This window comes from Cytobacillus oceanisediminis, assembly GCF_022811925.1.
Taxonomy (GTDB): domain Bacteria; phylum Bacillota; class Bacilli; order Bacillales; family Cytobacillaceae; genus Cytobacillus; species Cytobacillus oceanisediminis_D.
In genome coordinates this window covers 679029-696612 of sequence record NZ_CP065511.1, presented here as the reverse complement: position 1 = coordinate 696612, position 17584 = coordinate 679029, and the positions used below count along the sequence as shown (strand labels likewise).

Below are 17584 nucleotides of genomic sequence, written 5' to 3'. Positions count from 1 at the left end.
GGTGCAAATCCCGGCCTCCCTCCTTAAATTATTCGCTTAATAGAAGCGATTCAATTTCTTTCAAACCTTTTTGGCGCTCAATCGGATCCCAGAATCCCCAAGTAGTGGACAGAGTATGTACGTTGTCATTCTGAACAGCCTTCAGGCTTTTCCAAACTTCACCCTGAGTGACTGAATCGTAAAATTCACCGCTGTTAAAGAAAGTAAGGTCAATTATATTGTCAGGATTATATTTTGCTAACCCTTCAATTGAGATATTCTCGCCAAAATCCTCTGGAAGGTTTTCAGCTGGAGTTAATTTAAGATCATCAAATAATAATGAGTTGGTTGCGTGGTTTGTCAGTCCAAAAACACGAATATCTTTTTTATTGATTGCCACTGCCATGAAAGTTTCTTCTCCTGTTTTTTCACGGACACGTTTTCCGATATCCTCTGCTTCCTTCTCCAGGTCTTCAATAACTTTCTTTCCTTCGTCAAGCTTGCCTACAGCTTCTGCAACTTTCAGGTGATCTTCCTTCCAGTCACCGCCAACTTCAACAACAACTGTTGGGATGGTTTCAGAAAGCTGATCATAGAGAGGCTTATAGCGATCACTGATGATAAGAAGATCCGGATCAAGCTTCACAATTTCTTCTGAATTAATTTCATCGGCATATGGGAGCGCCTTAACACCTTCAAGCTCCTTCGTTAAATGCGGCGGGAACTCATTATCGTATGCCATTACCGCATAAGGCTTTACCCCTACTGATACAAGCGATCCTTCCCAGGAAACATGTGAAAGCAAAACTACTTTTTTCGGTTCTGCGGGCACTTCTGCTTTTCCGAAAAGATGTTCAACCGTTCTGGTTTCCTCTGTCTGTTCTTTCTCTTTCTTTTCAGCTGCTTCTGTAGAGGCCTCTTCACCTTTACCGCATCCTGTTAAAATTAATAAAAATAACATGAAAACAATGCTCCATGGAGCACAAAACTTCTTCATGGATAATTCCTCCTAAGCAATAATGAAATTCATTCTCAATGATAATCATTATCACATTAGCTTAACATGGACTTTTACAACTTCTTACATGGACAAAACGTACAAACTTACTTTCCACTAAAAATAGGGTCCAGCTGAAAAAACAGCTGGACCCTTGTTCGCATTAATTAAGCCTTAAGTTTTGCTCTCAGCAAATCGTCCGGAAATACCTCAAGCATTTTCTTTCTCCCAAGCGGTCCCCAAGGATCCCACTCATGGCTGTCAGGATAGTATACTTCACCTGTTTGGACAGCACGGATCTTATTCCATTCAGGAGTATGAGCAGCTCTCCAAACATCTCTTTCATGACTCCATAAGATGAGAAGCTTATCAGGATTGAGATCAGCCACATCCTTCAGGTCTGCAATCCGATATCCTTCAAAATACAAATCAGGATGAGGCTCAAAACCCAAATTCTGAAAGAACAGATTGAGCAGAGCATGCCCGCCCTGTCCGTAAAGACGGATTTCCTCCGGCCGGATCCAAATGACTGCCCATCTGCCTTTTTTCGTTAATGGACATAGCTTATCCCTTACTTTACATTCAAGGCAGTGGATGTCTTTTTCTATGCATTCTGCCCGGCTTGTACATCCTACCATAGAAGCAATTTCGTAAAGATACTGCCGCCAGTCCGGCTGCAGCTGTATATGATGGACCTTCTCCTGCTGTGAGAGAAGCACATTTTGGAGCTGATAATTATGTAAAGGCGTCTTTATGATTCGATCAGGCTGAGTTAAGAGAATATCCTCTGGCTGAAAAGGCTTTTCTGCATTAAGGAGCATGGTGCCCTCCAATTCTTTTTGAAGATAGCTCGGCACTCCATTGCTGGCAGGATAAACAGTTGGATAGGATGGCGCTGCAACAGGCTGTACACCCAGCGAAAGGAGATGGTCCTGCAAAAAGAGCTGACTGACCACCGCAATTCTTTCATTAGCCCTTTTCATAAATACAGATGGCGGCAAGCCTGCTTTCATTTTAAAAAGACGGCTGAAATAAAATTCATCCTGCATTCCGATTTGCAGGGCCACTTCTTTTGCCGTAATCCCTTTCTTCTGCAGCATCAGCTGTTTGGCTGCTCTCATTCTTTCTCCATTTAGGAATTCCTTCGGCGCCATCCCGGTTCGTTTCCGAAAGGCCCTGGTAAACGAAACTGGGCTCATGTTTGCTTTAGATGCCAGCTCTGCCACAGTAACCGGCTGGGACAGATTATTTCTGATCAGGTCCACTGCCTCTTCAATCCCGTCTACTTCTGTCTTGTCTGTCAGAATAGACATCATATTCCACAGCTGGGACTGAAATCGGCACTCAGCAGAAATAGATTTTTCTTTGTTCCATTTCCTCAGCTCATCCCACAAGGGCACCATCTTTGGTGGCTCCTGATTAGCCAGTATCCCGGAAAGAAATCTGGAAAGCACATCTTTATCCTTTGCCCAGGTGAGTATATAAACCGTTAACAGGTCTGCTGATGCGGAGGTAATTATGCCACACTCCGAGAAAAAGCTGCTTTTCCCCGCCTCTATCTTCAGCTGGCGGTTTTGAGTTTCGATTGTGCCTCTCCCCGATGAAATATAAATAAGTGTAAAATCATTGCGATTTTCATTGATGGTTTTCGACAATCCCTCTCTTAAGCTTGATACTGCAATTTTATACGGTCCAAATTGTTTGCCGCTCAGCATATACAAAAAATACTCCCTTCTTTTTCCTTAAATAAGAATTGACAAAAGCTGTGAAAGGATAGTAGATTAATTACGATTATTTAGAACGATAACGATTATCATTTTCACTTAAAATTTACATAGAAAAGGACTGAATGTAATGCCCAGAACTGAAGCTGACATAACAGAGCACATGCGGCCTGTACACCAAAAATCTATTAAATGGGGCCTGGCAGGAATTGTGCTGGTGCTTATCGGGCTGCTTGCATCGATTGGGCTGGGCGCAATCTGGATTCCCCCTTCCGTGGTGTGGGAGTCATTTGTCTCCTTTCAGGGAGGCCAAATTGAACATCAGCTTATCAGAGAAGTCAGGCTTCCCCGGGCGTTGACCGGGGCACTTATTGGCGCAGCACTGGCTGTAGCCGGCACCATTATGCAGGGAATTACACGCAACCCGCTGGCAGATCCCTCCATAATCGGCATTACACATGGAGCGGGCCTGGCCATCGCAATTGCACTTGCCTTTCTTTCCGGCGGATCATACTGGGTTCTGCTCATCTGGTCATTTGCAGGTTCCGCTGCTGGAGCCTTGCTTGTATTATCTTTCTCCATGCTTTCAAAAGAGCGGATATCACCTGTCACTTTGACACTGGCAGGCGCAGCATTAAGCACCCTGTTCAGCGCTCTTTCAACTGGCCTCGCCCTTTACTTTCAGACTGCCCAGGACCTGAGCTTCTGGTTTGCGGGAGGTCTTTCAGGAACACAATGGCGCCATGTGTATATTTTGCTTCCCGCCGTTTTTTTAGGCTTGCTCCTGTCCCTTTGGATCAGCCGCTCCCTGACAATCCTAACCCTCGGAGAAGAAGTGGCTGCAGGGCTTGGTCAATCTCAGCAGAAAGTCCGCTGGATTGGGCTTGCAGCAGTTATACTATTATCCGGGGCGGCCGTTTCCATTGCAGGAGCTATAGGCTTTATCGGACTGGTGGTTCCCCATATAGTCAGGCTATTGATTGGATCTGACTACCGCTCGCTCATCCCGCTTAGTGCCATTGCGGGTTCCTTGCTTCTTGTATTGGCAGATATCGGGGCACGGATGATCAACCCGCCGTTTGAGACTCCTGTCAGTGCTGTAACTGCACTAATCGGTGTTCCATTTTTCTTATATTTGTCCAGAAGGAAAAGGGGGTATATGTAATGGATTGGAAACAGGCTTTACTCCAATCGCGGGGCTGGATGGCAGCCTTTATATTCCTTATCCTGGTCACTTTTGTCCTTAGTCTCTCGACTGGAGTGATGCCAGTCGGAATGAATGAAATTATGGCTGTTCTCTCAGGCAGCGGCACTCCGAAGCAGGAGCTCGTGCTGCTTCAGCTAAGATTGCCAAGAATGATCATTGCCCTTCTAATCGGAGCAGGCCTTGCTCTTTCCGGCAGCATCCTTCAGGGACTATCCCGGAATTCCCTGGCTGATCCCGGCATTCTCGGCATTAATGCCGGTGCCGGTTTAGCAGTTGTTCTCTCAATCTACCTGTTCGGGCAATCGGGTGGAAGCCTTATGGCTAAACCGTTCTTCCTTCCCGTATTTGCTTTCGCCGGAGCACTTGCCATTGCAGCTCTGATCTACCGATTTTCGTGGAAAGGCGGAATAGACCCGGAACGGCTTCTCCTCGTTGGCCTTGGATTTAATGCACTATGCGGTGCCTTGCTGCTGATCCTGCAGCTGAAAATGGATCCAAAGGATTTTCAGCAGGCTGCCATTTGGCTGACTGGCAGCATCTGGGGTATTCAGTGGCCGTATGTATGGGCACTCCTTCCCTGGATTCTTGTTCTGATGCCGATCGCCTTTATAAAAGCAAGAACAATGAATATCCTTCAATTCAAAAAGGAAGTTTCTGTTGCACTCGGCTTAAAAGTCGAATCCGAACGCCGGCTGCTTCTCTGTCTTTCAGCGGCTCTTGCCGGAGCATGTGTAGCAGCTGGCGGCGGAATTGCTTTCATTGGACTCCTGGCGCCACATCTGGCACGACGCCTTTGCGGCCCCAACTACTTCAGCAATTTGCCTTTATCTGCACTAATAGGCGCAGCGCTTGTTCTCATTGCAGATATGATAGGGAAAAATCTGCTTGCGCCTGCTGATATACCGGTTGGTATCGTCATCTCAGTCATTGGAGCTCCCTATCTGATTTTCATGCTTCTCACCCGGAAAGGAACGGGATTGAAAGCTTAATAGATATCAATCACATAAAAAATGCCCATTCAAAAATCCCTTTATGAATGGGCATTGCAATTATTTAATTTCTGCTGGCTCACGGTATTGCTTCCGGCCCAATGAATGATAGACATCCTGACGGCTATCAATAATATATTCCGGCTTCGGTTTGCCGCGGTTTGCCTTGTGCCCAGCAATATGTACATCACTTGTTTCCCACACCTTCCAGGCTTCTTCCGATTCCCAGCGAATCATGACTGCCACTTCTTCATCCCCGCTGCGCTGTTTCTTCTTTAAAACATTCAAATCAATGAATCCAGGCTGTTCTTCGATTATTCCTTCCCCTGCAAAGCGCTCGACTAAATTATTGGAATGGCCTTCTTTCACCGTAATCGTTTTTAATTGAATAAACATACCTGTTCCTCCCCTGCTTCTTTTCTGTTATTATAATTGATAACGATTTTCATTTTCAACTATTTTAAAAAATAGATTCATTATTTTATTAATTTATAGTATGTTTAGATTATCGAACTAATCAGAAAATGAGGCTCAATTATGTGGAAAAATAAAAATGTATGGATTTTATTAACTGGGGAGTTTATAGCAGGGCTGGGCTTGTGGCTCGGTATAATAGGGAATCTCGAATTTATGCAGGAAAAGGTTCCTTCAGATTTTCTAAAGTCGCTTATTTTGGCAGGCGGATTGCTGGCTGGAATTGCTGTTGGACCATGGGCAGGAAGAATAACTGACCAAATCAGCAAGAAGACGGTCATGCTGGCATCTGGCTTCGCCCGGGCATTGAGCGTTGTTTTTATGTTAATAGCCATACAAACCGGGTCAGTCTGGTGGATGGTTATTTTTCTGGTATTCCTGCAAATTTCGGCAGCCTTCTATTTTCCAGCTCTGCAGGCTGCCATTCCGCTGGTTGTGGAAGATAAGGACCTGCTGCAGCTGAATGGAGTCCATATGAATGTGTCCACCCTTTCGAGAATATTAGGTACTGCTTTAGCTGGCGTTTTGTTAGTTATCTTGCCATTATCAATGCTTTACATCGCTTCGCTTGTCGCTTATCTGATTCTCTTTATAATCACCTTTTTTATGGATTTTGAAGAATCCTTCTCAAAGGAAAGCACAGGAAGAAACTCAAGCAGAGGCAGCGGAGGATTCAAGGAAGTATTCCCGATTATTCAAGGTCTGCCCATTGTGTTTATGACATTGATCCTAACCTTGGTTCCGCTTCTGTTCCTTGGCGGATTTAACTTAATGGTCATTAATATCAGTGAGCTTCAGGACAGCTCATCCATTAAAGGCTTGATCTATACGGCAGAAGGACTCGGTTTCATGCTTGGCGCGTTTATTGTCAAACGAATCAGCCAAAAACGTTCTCCTTATGCGATCCTGTTTTTCTTCTCCTTCATCATCGGCCTATCACAGCTGCTTCTGTACTTTGCGGATGTGCCTGTTCTATCTATCTTGGCTTTCTTCATTTTTGGGTTTGCCGTCGGCTGTTTCTTCCCGACTGCCGCCACCATTTTTCAAACAAGAGTGCCAAAGGAATTTCACGGAAGATTCTTCTCCTTCCGAAACATGCTTGACCGTGTGACTTTTCAGATTGTCCTGCTTCTGACAGGATTCCTGCTGGATGCAGTCGGCCTTCAGATAATGGTCGTGATCTTTGGAATACTGTCGCTGATCATGACGGCAGCATTCTTTGCTAAATTCAAGCAAATAAGGACAGAGGTTCAGGTAAAAGAAAAGATCAGTACGTAAGAAAACCGGTCCACATCGTGTGGGCCGGTTTTTCGCTGCTATTTCGCCTTAATTCCAGGCGTTTTTTCAGTTTTTGTGCGGATAGCCTTGTTTTATATGCGGATAAAATTTTTTCTGTGCGCATAACCCAATTTTATGTGCGCATAAAAAAATTTATGTGCGCTTAGCCATTTTACCCTAGTGCACCAGCTGCTTCACCAATTCCCGATTCCGTTTTTTAAAGACATCATTATGAGAAGAAACCATCGCAGCTGCGGCAGCATCCGGTTCAATGTACTGCTTCGCTTTGTTTACTGCATTGGCAGCATCCTGGAATGCCCCGGCAATTAAGTGAAGTTTGCCGTCATGCTTTAGGATATCCCCTGCAGCATATAGCCCTTCAACTGACGTTTCGCTGTTTGCATTGCCTGCAATATAGAAGTCTTCGAGCATTTCAATATTCAGATTGCTATTTTTTAAGAGTTCCGTATCCTGTTCATATCCATGATTAATTACTACTTCATCAATCTGCAGATAAGAAACTTCGCCCGTTTCATTATTGGTCAATTCCACCTGTTCAATTTCCTCGTGATTTCCGCCGGCAATTAATTTTGTGATGGACGTATGGTTAATGCAGATAACCGAGCTATTCATCAGCTGTGAAACCTGAGCTTCATGTCCAGTCAAAGCATCTCTCCTGCAAGTAATGTATACCTGCTTGGCAACTGGCTCCAATTCATTTGCCCAGTCTACTGCAGAGTTTCCTCCGCCGGAAACAATTACAGTCTTATCCTTAAAATGTTTAAGCGATTTGACTGTATAATTCAGATTGGAAACTTCAAAACGCTCTGCCCCTTCTATCTTCAGTTTCTGCGGCTTTAGAATTCCGCTGCCAACTGCGACAATGACGGTTTTTGAATAGTGCTCTTCTCCAGAAGAGCCTTTTAAGACAAATAGACCATCATCATTTTTGGCAATGGATTCTACTTTTTCATTAAGAACAACTGTTGGATTAAACGTTAGTCCCTGCTCCACCAGCTGTTCGATCAGCTTAGCTCCCGGAGTCGGAGTCAGGCCGCCCACATCCCAGATCATTTTCTCCGGATATACATGAATTTTACCACCCAGCATCGGCTGAAACTCAATCAGCTTTGTTTTCATTTTCCTTAATCCGCTGTAGAAAGTGGAATAAAGACCCGCAGGTCCGCCTCCAATGACCGTCACATCAAACACTTCAGCATTTTTCATTTACCGTTCACTCCTATAACCAATTACTATTGATTATCATTCTCACTTCAACTATACGACCTTTCTTCTCCTTTGACAATGAAATTTTTTTCTGAATACTTTCCTTTAAATACTATTGACATAAAAATCAGATAGACTTATAGTAAAAAAGAACCGATACTGATAATCATTATCACTAGAATATATTCTCAACTAAACGGAGGTTACATAATGGTCCGCCTATATACAGATGGCTTGAACATTGGATATAGTGAACGCTTGATTGTGAAAGACCTTAGTGTCCAGATTCCCGATAAAAAGATCACTACCATAATCGGCCCGAATGGCTGCGGAAAATCAACCCTTTTAAAAGCGATTACACGAATAATTTCTCATCAATCAGGCACTGTCATTTTGGATGGCGAAAACATTTCAAAGGAAAATACAAAGATCCTAGCTAAGAAAATGGCGATTTTGCCGCAAACACCCGAAAGTGCAAGCGGTTTAACAGTTGGCGAACTGGTCTCATACGGACGCTTTCCTTATCAGAAAGGCTTTGGCAGATTAACGAAAAAGGACTATGAAGTTATTGATTGGGCTCTTGATGTTACTGGAACAATGGATTTCAAATTTCGCCCGGTTGACGCCCTTTCCGGCGGCCAGCGCCAGAGAGTCTGGATCGCAATGGCTCTTGCACAGGAAACAGACATCATTTTCCTTGATGAACCGACCACTTACTTGGATATGGCCCATCAGCTTGAAGTTCTTGAACTTCTCCAAAAGCTGAACCAGGAACAGGAGCGCACCATTGTGATGGTCCTTCATGATTTAAACCAGGCAGCCCGTTTTGCTGACCATATCGTTGCATTAAAAGATGGTGAAATTGTTAAATCAGGAAGCTATGAGGAAGTCATTACACAGGATGTCTTAAGGAAAGTGTTCAATATTGATGCAGTCATCGGACGCGACCCCCGCACTAACAAGCCAATGTGTATTACTTATAATTTATTAAAAGGAGAAAATCAACATGAAGAAACTATTGATCCCGTTTACGATCTTGCTGCTTCTGCTTATTAGCGCCTGCGGCAATACAGAGCAAGGAGAATCCAAAGAAGCAGAACCAAAAGAAGACAAAAAATCAGGCACCTTTACTTATGAATCTGAAACTGGACCGGTTGAAGTCCCAGCTGATCCTAAGAGAGTTGTCCTCCTTTCCGGCTTTACAGGAAATGTAATGCAATTAGGCGTAAATATCGTCGGTGTGGACACATGGTCCAAGAATAACCCTCGTTTTGAAGAAGAATTGAAAGATGCTGAAGAAGTATCTGAAGATAACCTTGAAAAAATAATTGAATTAGAACCAGACTTGATTATTGCATTATCTACTGTAAAAAACTACGATAAACTTAAGGAAATTGCACCAACTGTAACTTATACATGGGGCAAATTAGATTATCTGTCACAGCATGAAGAAATCGGCAAGCTTCTTAATAAAGAAGAAGAAGCAAAGAAATGGGTGGCCGACTTCAAACAGCGTGCCGAAACAGCTGGTGAAGACATCCGTGCAAAAATTGGAGAAGATGCAACCGTTTCTGTATTTGAAATCTTTGATAAACAGCTTTATGTGTTTGGCGATAACTGGGCTCGCGGAACAGAAATCCTGTACCAGGCAATGGACTTAAAAATGCCTGAAAAAGTTAAGGAAATGGCTCTAAAAGATGGCTATTACGCTATTTCTACAGAAGTCCTTCCAGAGTATGCCGGAGATTACATTGTATTGAGCAAATACGCTGAAGCTGACCATTCGTTCCAGGAAACTGATACGTACAAAAATATCCCTGCTGTAAAAAATGATCGAGTCTTTGAAATGGAAGGCAATGGTGCTTCCTTTAGTGATCCAATTACACTTGATGCACAGCTGGAATTCTTTAAAGAATCATTTTTAGGAAAGTAATACCGCAGGAGGGATTCTTAAAATTAAGAATTCCTCTTTCCTATTTAGAAATGCGGAAGCGCCTTGCCCACGAATTGAATAAATTCTGTTACTTTTAGAAGCGGAAGGCTCCCGCATGTCAGCTGGAGCTAGGCAGTTTTCGAAGTTTAAGGCAGTTCTGATTCCGATCCCATAAAGAAAGATGAGAGTACAATGACAAAAGATGCTCAACCCTTCATTCCATTTATCTATAAACTCGCTGCAGGCTTTGTTATCTTTTCCGGCATGTTTGTGGCTGCGTGTGTGTTTGGAGCTGCGGATGTCACGGTCAGAGATGTTTGGCTGGCGCTTACTTCCAATGCTTCCGGAGAAAAAATTTCAATTATTCGTGAAATCCGTCTGCCGCGTGAAATTGCTGCGATCTTCGTTGGAGCTGCGCTTAGCATTTCCGGGGCCATTATGCAGGGAATGACAAGAAACCCTCTCGCCGATCCAGGCCTGCTCGGATTAACGGCCGGAGCAAATGCCTCACTTGCATTAACTCTTGTGCTCATTCCCTCAGCTAATTACATAGGGATTCTGTTCGCCTGTTTTATCGGTGCAGCTGTCGGAGCAGGGCTGGTTTTCGGCATAGGCGCCATGAAAAAAGGAGGTTTTTCTCCTATTCGGATCGTATTGGCCGGAGCCGCGGTTTCTGCCTTCCTTTTCGCAATAGCCGAAGGAGTTGGCATCTACTTTAAAATTTCAAAAGAAGTCAGCATGTGGACTGCAGGCGGAATCATCGGCACATCCTGGAGCCAGCTGCAAGTGATTGTCCCGGTTATTTCCATCGGTATTCTTGTTTCGCTTTTTCTGTCCAAGCAGCTGACTATTTTAAGCCTAAATGAGGAAGTAGCTGTGGGTCTGGGGCAAAATACAACTCAGGTTAAGACCATCCTTTTCATCTTAGTGACCCTGCTTGCTGGCGCATCGGTTGCACTGGTCGGCAATATGGCTTTTCTAGGGCTGATGGTGCCTCATATTGTCCGTGCTATTGTAGGTACCGACTACCGTTTTATTCTTCCCATGTCCGCACTCACAGGAGCTGCTTTTATGCTTCTGGCCGATACACTCGGGAGAACCATCAACGCTCCTTACGAAACACCGGCAGCGGCCATTATCGCCGTTATGGGGCTTCCTTTCTTCCTGTTTATTGTTCATAAAGGAGGTAAGGCGTTCTCATGATTCAGCCAGAGTTAGTAAAAAAACAGCGAATTTTAATGGCCGTTTTATCAGCACTTATTATTGTTACCATTGTGATTGGAATGGGATTAGGCTATGCCTCCCTTTCATATGACCGATTGATCCCGACTATTATGGGACAGGGCACATTTAAAGAAGAATTTGTGTTATTTTCTATTCGCCTGCCGCGGGTATTTATCACCGTCTTGGCCGGCATGGCACTTGCATTATCCGGTGCCATTTTACAAGGGATTACACGCAATGACCTGGCGGATCCAGGCATCATTGGCATAAACTCCGGTGCCGGGGTTGCTATAGCGGTATTCTTTCTGTTCTTCCCGATTGAAGCTGGCACATTCATATACATGCTGCCTTTATGCGCATTTTTCGGCGCTTTACTTACTGCAATCCTCATCTATGCTTTTTCCTATAAAAAAAGCGAGGGGCTTCAGCCTGTAAAGATGGTGCTGATTGGGGTCGGATTTTCCATGGCGCTTTCCGGTGTCATGATTGTCCTGATTTCTTCAGCGGAAAGAGAGAAAGTCGATTTCATAGCTAAATGGCTATCAGGGAATATCTGGGGAACGGATTGGCCGTTCATCTGGGCACTCCTCCCCTGGCTTCTTCTGCTTATTCCATTTACTTTATATAAAGCAAATCGCTTAAATCTATTAAGCCTAAGCGAGCCTGTCGCCATTGGAATAGGGGTATCCATTGAAAAAGAACGGATCACCCTTCTCCTTACAGCCGTTGCATTGGCCGCTTCAGCTGTGTCTGTAACCGGCGGAATCGCCTTTATCGGCTTAATTGCACCGCACATGGCTAAAGCGCTTGTTGGACCGCGGAATCAGCTTTTCATTCCAATCGCTATTCTTTTAGGAGGATGGCTTCTCTTATTCGCCGACACGCTTGGCCGGAACCTCGTAGATCCGGACGGCCTGCCAGCCGGCATAATGGTTGCGCTGATCGGTGCTCCATATTTCATGTATTTACTGTTAAAAAAGTAGCCGATTCAAAAGACGTGTGTTCGCACGTCTTTTTTTCTTTTTGAAATGTAATATTAATATACTAATTTCTCAAAGCCATGTTTCTTCATACTTTTTTCAGGGCAATAGAAACAATGTATATTTGGAAAACTATAGCATAGGAGGAATTTAGATGTTTTTTCATGTAAAAGAATTGCAATTTGAAGCAAAGCCGGAACGACCGGATCCCGTTTTTGCCAAAAAGCTTCAGGAATTGATTGGCGGCCAATATGGTGAAATGACGGTTGCCATGCAGTACATGTTTCAGGGCTGGGCAACTCGTGGAAATGAAAAGTATCGCGACCTTCTGCTGGATATTGGGACTGAAGAAATTGGACATGTGGAAATGCTCGCAACAATGGTTGCCAGACTAATGGACGACGCCCCTGTTAATCAGCAGGAAGAAGCAGCAAAGGATCCAGTGGTAGGATCGATTATGGGCGAAATGAACCCGCAGCATGCCATCGTCTCCGGATTGGGTGCACGTCCGACTGACAGTGTAGGGAACCCTTGGATGGGTACTTATATTACAGCCAGCGGAAACTTATTAGCAGATTTCCGCTCAAACTTAAATGCAGAGTCGCAGGGCCGGCTGCAGGCTGCACGTCTCTATGAAATGACTGATGATAAGGGTATTAAAGATCTGCTTTCAGTTCTGATTGCCAGAGACGCCTACCATCAAAACCAATGGGCTGCTGCGATTGCAGAGCTTGAAGAAAAAGAAGGCCTGCTTGTCCCTAGCACCTTCCCTCGTGAAAAAGAACGCACAGATATCTCTTACACACTCTACAACCTTTCAGCAGGCGAAGAAAGCAGCACAGGCAGATGGGCGCAGGGCCCTGCTCTTGATGGCCAGGGAGAATACAAATATGTAAGCAATCCGAAGCCTGAAGGAGACAAGCCTATGCTCAAGCCTGCACCTCCAAGCCTTCATAATACATTGCCGATGGATTAACAATAGATTTAACAAAACAGGCTGAAGCATCAGCTTGTTTTGTTAGTTCAATCAAACGTTTGATTGAACTGGACATCGTTTTCCTCTTTTATATCCACCCTCTGCATTGACTTCCTTCAAGTTTTTTATATGATAAAGTAATCTCAGTTTTAATTTTGGATGTTTATAAATCTAAATTTTATTATCCTTACATTCACTCTGAACATTAAGGTTATCCTCACTATAAAAGGGGAATGAAAATAAGTGATTCACCCGCTCGAAAGGACTTAGTTTGCATGATCTATTTTTTTACCGCAGTGATTATTATATTTATCATTTATGCAGTTCTTCCCACTTTACTCATACGTTCGCTGAATTGGGGAATTGTAAAAGAAATAACGGAACCACATTCCATTGCTTTAACCTTTGATGATGGTCCTGATCCCCAGTATACCGCAAGGCTTCTGGATGTCTTAAAAAAGCATGAAGCTAAGGCAGCCTTTTTCATTGTCGGGGAAAAAGCAGCCAAACATCCATTGCTGCTTAAAAGGATGCAGGCAGAAGGGCATACAATTGGCATCCATCATTATCGGCATATCTCAAGCTGGATCCTTTCACCGGGATCTTTAAAAAAACAGCTGGAGCAAACAAAACAAGTTATTGAAGAAACGATTAATGAAGAAGTCTATTTCTATCGTCCGCCATGGGGCCACTTCAATTTATTTACCCTCTGGATGGCAAGGAAGTATAAGATTATTATGTGGTCGGGCATTTTCAAGGATTGGAAGATCAAACAAATCAGGGACACCCTTACAGAGTCGTTAGCAAGAGAAACCGTACCTGGCCGGATTTTTCTTCTCCACGACAGCGGTGAAACTCTTGGCGCTGACTCCAGTGCACCTGAATATATGATTGGCCATCTGGACCAGTATTTGCAGCAGGCAGCACTAAAAGGGATCCATTTTGTTTCTTTAAAAGATGGATATCAGGGGCATCGCATATGAGTACTGAAACAATTATTGAATTTATTTCGTCCTACGGTTACTGGATCATCTTTTTATTTTTATTTTTCGGGATTGTCGGCATTCCTGCTCCGGAAGAATCGCTATTATTCCTGATTGGCGTGTTAATTGGAAATCACAAATTAAGCTTTGCCGAATCTGCTGTCTGTGCAGAAGCAGGTGTGCTGCTTGGAATGCTTTCAGCCTATTGGATCGGAAAAAAAGCAGGTACGCCCTTTCTCAAAAAATATGGCAGATATATTGGGATCACGGAAAAGAGATGGAATACCGCCCAGAAAAAATACATGGAAAATCATCGTTTCATGATCTTTGCAGGTTTTTATATGCCGGGAATACGTCAGATAAGCCCTTACTTTGCCGGCATTTCAAAAGTCCCTTTTCATCAGTACCTTCTATATTCTGCAGCAGGCTCTCTTAGCTGGGTGCTTCCTATAATTGCTGCGGGATACTTTGCAGGAAGCTTATTTGATATAAATCCTGAATATGTGCCATATCTAGGGATTGTGTTATTAGTTGTATTCGTAATCTACATGCTCTTTAAATACGCAAAAAATAAATTCAAGTAAAAGAAAGGAGGGTATTATGAAAGTTCTCCTGCTCCCATTATTTCAATTCCCCACGGGACATTCAAAAGTTGCCAAAACACTTCAGGACCATATTCAAAGCCAATATCCTGATGCGGAAATCAAAATAATCGACTTTCTTTCCTATTGCAGTGATAACCTTGAAAAGCTGGTCTCAGGTATATATTTAAAAGGTTTCCTGGAAGCCCCTTTCCTTTACAGGGCATTATATTACACCATTATGTATAAGCAGCATCCTTTTAAATTGCAGCCTGATTTACAGGTTCTATCCTATTATTTTGAAAGAAAAATGCAGAAGTTCCTTGATGAAGAAAATCCGGATTTAATATTTTGCACTCATTCTTTTCCATCTGGAATCATCAGTTCACTAAAGCAAAAGGGACGATACCGGGACATTACTGCGGTGAATGTTTACACGGATTTTTTTATAAATGATATATGGGGAAAACGGGGAATTGATTTTCATTTCGTTCCTCATCCCGAGGCGAAGGAAAAGCTTATCAGAAAGCACCATATTCCTGATGAGCAAATTTTTGTAACAGGGATTCCGGTTCATTCTGCCTATCACCTCCCGGTTCCATTTAAGAAAGATAACCGGATACGCCATATCCTGGTTGCAGGAGGAAACAGCGGCTTAGTAAACTGTGATTTTCTTGAAGCTATGCAAAAGGTTCCCCATATTCGATTTCTGATTCTTTGCGGAAATAATGACGAATTATATAGCTCACTCCAAGCACTTGATTCAAAGCAGATCGAGCCCATTGGATATATTGATGACCCTTATGAAATGAACCAGCTATATAATAAAGCGGATGCTATTTTGACCAAACCAGGAGGAGTTACAATTAGCGAAGCACTGCAAAAGAAACTTCCGATTCTGGTCCATACCTCACTCCCCGGGCAAGAGGAAATCAATTTGGACTATTTGCTTGACAAAAATCTGGTGACTGTCATTAATAACAAACAAATTGTTGAACAGCTTAATAATGAAGAAGCTATACTTAGTCTAAGAAAACACATTGATGCCTATCTGGCAAAAGTCACTTGCCCATTGGAATATGCCATTTTCATTTCAATTAAAAGCACCGGCAGAAAAACGCCTGAAACCGTTCATTCCATAAGAGCCATCCCAACTATAAAGTGATACTTCGATCAGCGGGGCTTTAGTGGCAGTAAGACCCCGATAAATAATTTACAGCCTGGAATCTCCAGGCTGTTTTCCATTTCAATCAAACGTTTGATTTAATTATTTACTCTTAAGGTATAGGAAGTAGATAAGAACTTTTGCTTAACGTACATGCCCTTCTTCAATCAGCGCTCTTACCCACCCGATCCCCTCCTCAACCATCTCTTCCCGAGGGTTCGTGTGTGGAGTGTACTCCATGACAAAAAATACTTCCTCACATTCCTTTGCTAAAAAATCCATCAGCTTCTTAATTTTATGATGACTGCCATCATTCTCATGAGATGGATGCACAGGCACCCAAATATATTTATCGCCCTGGTATTCAACATTATGTAAATGAACGACTCTCACAAACTCGGACCATTTTTCTATATAATTTATGGCCTTCTCCCCTGCGGCTAATATATAATCCCCGATATCAACACAAAGGCGGAGTCCGTATTTCCTCCATGCCTCTACAGGAAAACGGTCAAGATATTGAATTCCTGCTGGCGATTGCTTAAATCCCAATTTAGGTTCACACACAATCATAATCCCATATTTTCTCTGAAGAGCACTAAGTTTCTTGAGTCCCTCCTCAATGATCTCTGCCGGATTCCCACTGGTTTCTTTTTTAAAGTAAGGGAAATGCACCAAAATGTATTCAGCTCCAAGCAGGGACATCCTTTCCACTTCCGCCTCAAACTGAAACCAGGCTTCCTCCGGATTCATACTGATCTTTTCCAGCAGATCGTATTTGCTTTGTCCCCGGAAAAGAGGCGAATGAAGACCAAAGCTTTTGTTTGTTTTGCCCAGCATTTCAATAAAGTAATGAAAGGATTCCTCATCTTGAAATTCACCTATCTCAATATGCGGCAAATGACTTTTAAAAAGTTCATGAAACAGCTTGCTGTCTGACAAAATGACACTTCCCGATATCCCTATATGATGAGCCATGATATCCCCTCTCTTATGTATTCTTATAACAATCTTATCATACCTCCATGCAACTTATTGGAAAATAATACCGTCTAATCATTAAAATACATGAGGTGACTTTTATGATTAAAAAAGTGTTGGCTTCCATAATCGGAGTACTGTTATTATTCATTCTTTTTTTCCGAAGTGGAATCATTCTGGATTCCATCAGCATTCATTTTGAAAATCCTTTGGCAAAGAAAATGGCAGTGCCTTCTGATTATTCACAGGCCGATTCAAATCAAAACGGCATTGCCGATCCACTTGATATGGTTCTGACAGCCAGAAAAGAAGTGGACCAGCGCACGCCATATAAAAGTGCCTACTATGTGGGAGGCTATCCGCCTGATGGCGAAGGTGTCTGTACAGATGTGATTTGGAGGGGATTCCAGGGGGCTGAGGTAACCATAAAGGATCTTATTGATCAGGATATCGCCGAGAATACCGACTTGTATTCAAGAGTAAAGGGCAAGCCGGATCCGAACATTGATTTCAGGAGGGTGCCAAACCAGAATGTCTTTTTTAGCCGCTTTGCAAAGTCATTAACAACAGAGCTGATTCCAGGAGATGTTAAGAACCTTCAGCAATGGCAGCCGGGTGACATCTTGGTTTTCCTTTCTCCTAAATTCGACCATGTTGCAATTATATCTGACAAACGGACGAAAGATGGCATTCCATACGTCATACATAACTCCACACCATTTGCAGCAGAAGTAAAACTATCTTCTTTTAAGACTCCTATTACCGCTCATTACAGATGGGATTTTGAAAAAACGCCTGCGCTGCCATAAAGCAGATGCAGGCGTTTTTCTTATTAAATAAGAAAGTATAAAAACATCGCACGACCAAAAGCGACAGCTTTTGGGAG

The 17584-nt window shown here is 43.2% G+C and carries 17 protein-coding genes; 12 read left to right on the top strand and 5 right to left on the bottom strand.

Going from position 1 to position 17584, the window contains the following annotated elements:
- Positions 1-28: 28 nt before the first annotated feature.
- Together IRB79_RS03540 and IRB79_RS03535 are read right to left on the bottom strand one after the other, a co-directional pair.
- Positions 29-976, bottom strand: coding sequence for an ABC transporter substrate-binding protein (locus tag IRB79_RS03540; protein WP_243506764.1), 948 nt, complete (start codon positions 974-976; stop codon positions 29-31).
- 167 nt (positions 977-1143) lie between these two features.
- Complete coding sequence (locus tag IRB79_RS03535) at positions 1144-2691, bottom strand: helix-turn-helix domain-containing protein (protein WP_243506763.1); 1548 nt, start codon at positions 2689-2691, stop codon at positions 1144-1146.
- A 139-nt stretch (positions 2692-2830) separates the two neighbouring features.
- Between IRB79_RS03535 and IRB79_RS03530 the strand changes: the two genes are divergently transcribed.
- A complete protein-coding gene (locus IRB79_RS03530) occupies positions 2831-3865 on the top strand; it encodes a FecCD family ABC transporter permease (protein WP_243506760.1) in 1035 nt (344 codons plus the stop codon).
- Entirely contained in the window at positions 3865-4896 is a 1032-nt protein-coding gene (locus IRB79_RS03525; protein WP_243506758.1) for a FecCD family ABC transporter permease, read from the top strand. The genes IRB79_RS03530 and IRB79_RS03525 overlap by 1 nt, the downstream gene beginning before the upstream one ends.
- Positions 4897-4956: 60 nt before the next feature.
- Here IRB79_RS03525 and IRB79_RS03520 read toward each other — a convergent pair whose 3' ends face one another.
- The gene (locus IRB79_RS03520; RefSeq protein ID WP_243506755.1) at positions 4957-5292 is read right to left on the bottom strand and encodes an antibiotic biosynthesis monooxygenase family protein; all 336 of its coding nucleotides are present in this window, start codon (positions 5290-5292) and stop codon (positions 4957-4959) included.
- Positions 5293-5433: 141 nt separating this feature from the next.
- Between IRB79_RS03520 and IRB79_RS03515 the strand changes: the two genes are divergently transcribed.
- Positions 5434-6648 carry an MFS transporter gene (locus IRB79_RS03515; RefSeq protein WP_243506754.1) on the top strand — a complete coding sequence of 405 codons (1215 nt, stop codon included), beginning with the start codon at positions 5434-5436 and terminating at the stop codon, positions 6646-6648.
- Positions 6649-6825: 177 nt separating this feature from the next.
- Here the strand turns inward: IRB79_RS03515 and IRB79_RS03510 are convergent, their stop codons facing one another.
- A complete protein-coding gene (locus IRB79_RS03510; protein WP_243506753.1) occupies positions 6826-7875 on the bottom strand; it encodes an NAD(P)/FAD-dependent oxidoreductase in 1050 nt (349 codons plus the stop codon).
- 210 nt (positions 7876-8085) lie between these two features.
- Between IRB79_RS03510 and IRB79_RS03505 the strand changes: the two genes are divergently transcribed.
- The 8 genes from IRB79_RS03505 (at position 8086) to IRB79_RS03470 (ending at position 15717) form a co-directional block, all read left to right on the top strand.
- The gene (locus IRB79_RS03505) at positions 8086-8931 is read left to right on the top strand and encodes an ABC transporter ATP-binding protein (RefSeq protein WP_243506752.1); all 846 of its coding nucleotides are present in this window, start codon (positions 8086-8088) and stop codon (positions 8929-8931) included.
- Positions 8882-9808, top strand: a complete 927-nt coding sequence (locus tag IRB79_RS03500) for an iron-hydroxamate ABC transporter substrate-binding protein (RefSeq protein WP_243506751.1) — start codon at positions 8882-8884, stop codon at positions 9806-9808. The genes IRB79_RS03505 and IRB79_RS03500 overlap by 50 nt, the downstream gene beginning before the upstream one ends.
- A gap of 192 nt (positions 9809-10000) precedes the next feature.
- Positions 10001-11011 carry a FecCD family ABC transporter permease gene (locus IRB79_RS03495; RefSeq protein ID WP_243506749.1) on the top strand — a complete coding sequence of 337 codons (1011 nt, stop codon included), beginning with the start codon at positions 10001-10003 and terminating at the stop codon, positions 11009-11011.
- On the top strand, positions 11008-12015 hold the full coding sequence (locus IRB79_RS03490) for a FecCD family ABC transporter permease (protein ID WP_243506748.1): 1008 nt from the start codon (positions 11008-11010) through the stop codon (positions 12013-12015). The genes IRB79_RS03495 and IRB79_RS03490 overlap by 4 nt, the downstream gene beginning before the upstream one ends.
- 151 nt (positions 12016-12166) lie before the next feature.
- Positions 12167-12988, top strand: coding sequence for a manganese catalase (locus IRB79_RS03485; RefSeq protein WP_243506746.1), 822 nt, complete (start codon positions 12167-12169; stop codon positions 12986-12988).
- Between the two features lie 275 nt (positions 12989-13263).
- Positions 13264-13971, top strand: a complete 708-nt coding sequence (locus IRB79_RS03480) for a polysaccharide deacetylase family protein (protein ID WP_243506745.1) — start codon at positions 13264-13266, stop codon at positions 13969-13971.
- Positions 13968-14555 (top strand): DedA family protein, encoded by a 588-nt coding sequence (locus tag IRB79_RS03475; RefSeq protein ID WP_243506744.1) that lies wholly within the window; start codon positions 13968-13970, stop codon positions 14553-14555. Before IRB79_RS03480 ends, IRB79_RS03475 begins: the two co-directional genes overlap by 4 nt.
- 16 nt (positions 14556-14571) lie before the next feature.
- Positions 14572-15717 carry an MGDG synthase family glycosyltransferase gene (locus IRB79_RS03470; protein WP_243506743.1) on the top strand — a complete coding sequence of 382 codons (1146 nt, stop codon included), beginning with the start codon at positions 14572-14574 and terminating at the stop codon, positions 15715-15717.
- Positions 15718-15861: 144 nt separating this feature from the next.
- On the opposite strand, the gene IRB79_RS03465 is transcribed toward IRB79_RS03470, so the two are convergent.
- Complete coding sequence (locus tag IRB79_RS03465) at positions 15862-16695, bottom strand: TIM barrel protein (RefSeq protein WP_243506742.1); 834 nt, start codon at positions 16693-16695, stop codon at positions 15862-15864.
- A gap of 104 nt (positions 16696-16799) precedes the next feature.
- Here IRB79_RS03465 and IRB79_RS03460 point away from each other — a divergent pair, with 104 nt between their 5' ends.
- Positions 16800-17507: a DUF1287 domain-containing protein gene (locus tag IRB79_RS03460; protein WP_243506740.1), complete on the top strand. Its 708-nt coding sequence runs from the start codon at positions 16800-16802 to the stop codon at positions 17505-17507.
- Positions 17508-17584: the final 77 nt, after the last annotated feature.

What these genes read in the sequence shown, in the direction of transcription:
- IRB79_RS03540 (WP_243506764.1), bottom strand. Translation starts at nt 976, where the DNA reads ATGAAGAAGTTTTGTGCTCCATGGAGCATTGTTTTCATGTTATTTTTA.
- IRB79_RS03535 (WP_243506763.1), bottom strand. Translation starts at nt 2,691, where the DNA reads ATGCTGAGCGGCAAACAATTTGGACCGTATAAAATTGCAGTATCAAGC.
- IRB79_RS03530 (WP_243506760.1), top strand. Translation starts at nt 2,831, where the DNA reads ATGCCCAGAACTGAAGCTGACATAACAGAGCACATGCGGCCTGTACAC.
- IRB79_RS03525 (WP_243506758.1), top strand. Translation starts at nt 3,865, where the DNA reads ATGGATTGGAAACAGGCTTTACTCCAATCGCGGGGCTGGATGGCAGCC.
- IRB79_RS03520 (WP_243506755.1), bottom strand. Translation starts at nt 5,292, where the DNA reads ATGTTTATTCAATTAAAAACGATTACGGTGAAAGAAGGCCATTCCAAT.
- IRB79_RS03515 (WP_243506754.1), top strand. Translation starts at nt 5,434, where the DNA reads ATGTGGAAAAATAAAAATGTATGGATTTTATTAACTGGGGAGTTTATA.
- IRB79_RS03510 (WP_243506753.1), bottom strand. Translation starts at nt 7,875, where the DNA reads ATGAAAAATGCTGAAGTGTTTGATGTGACGGTCATTGGAGGCGGACCT.
- IRB79_RS03505 (WP_243506752.1), top strand. Translation starts at nt 8,086, where the DNA reads ATGGTCCGCCTATATACAGATGGCTTGAACATTGGATATAGTGAACGC.
- IRB79_RS03500 (WP_243506751.1), top strand. Translation starts at nt 8,882, where the DNA reads ATGAAGAAACTATTGATCCCGTTTACGATCTTGCTGCTTCTGCTTATT.
- IRB79_RS03495 (WP_243506749.1), top strand. Translation starts at nt 10,001, where the DNA reads ATGACAAAAGATGCTCAACCCTTCATTCCATTTATCTATAAACTCGCT.
- IRB79_RS03490 (WP_243506748.1), top strand. Translation starts at nt 11,008, where the DNA reads ATGATTCAGCCAGAGTTAGTAAAAAAACAGCGAATTTTAATGGCCGTT.
- IRB79_RS03485 (WP_243506746.1), top strand. Translation starts at nt 12,167, where the DNA reads ATGTTTTTTCATGTAAAAGAATTGCAATTTGAAGCAAAGCCGGAACGA.
- IRB79_RS03480 (WP_243506745.1), top strand. Translation starts at nt 13,264, where the DNA reads ATGATCTATTTTTTTACCGCAGTGATTATTATATTTATCATTTATGCA.
- IRB79_RS03475 (WP_243506744.1), top strand. Translation starts at nt 13,968, where the DNA reads ATGAGTACTGAAACAATTATTGAATTTATTTCGTCCTACGGTTACTGG.
- IRB79_RS03470 (WP_243506743.1), top strand. Translation starts at nt 14,572, where the DNA reads ATGAAAGTTCTCCTGCTCCCATTATTTCAATTCCCCACGGGACATTCA.
- IRB79_RS03465 (WP_243506742.1), bottom strand. Translation starts at nt 16,695, where the DNA reads ATGGCTCATCATATAGGGATATCGGGAAGTGTCATTTTGTCAGACAGC.
- IRB79_RS03460 (WP_243506740.1), top strand. Translation starts at nt 16,800, where the DNA reads ATGATTAAAAAAGTGTTGGCTTCCATAATCGGAGTACTGTTATTATTC.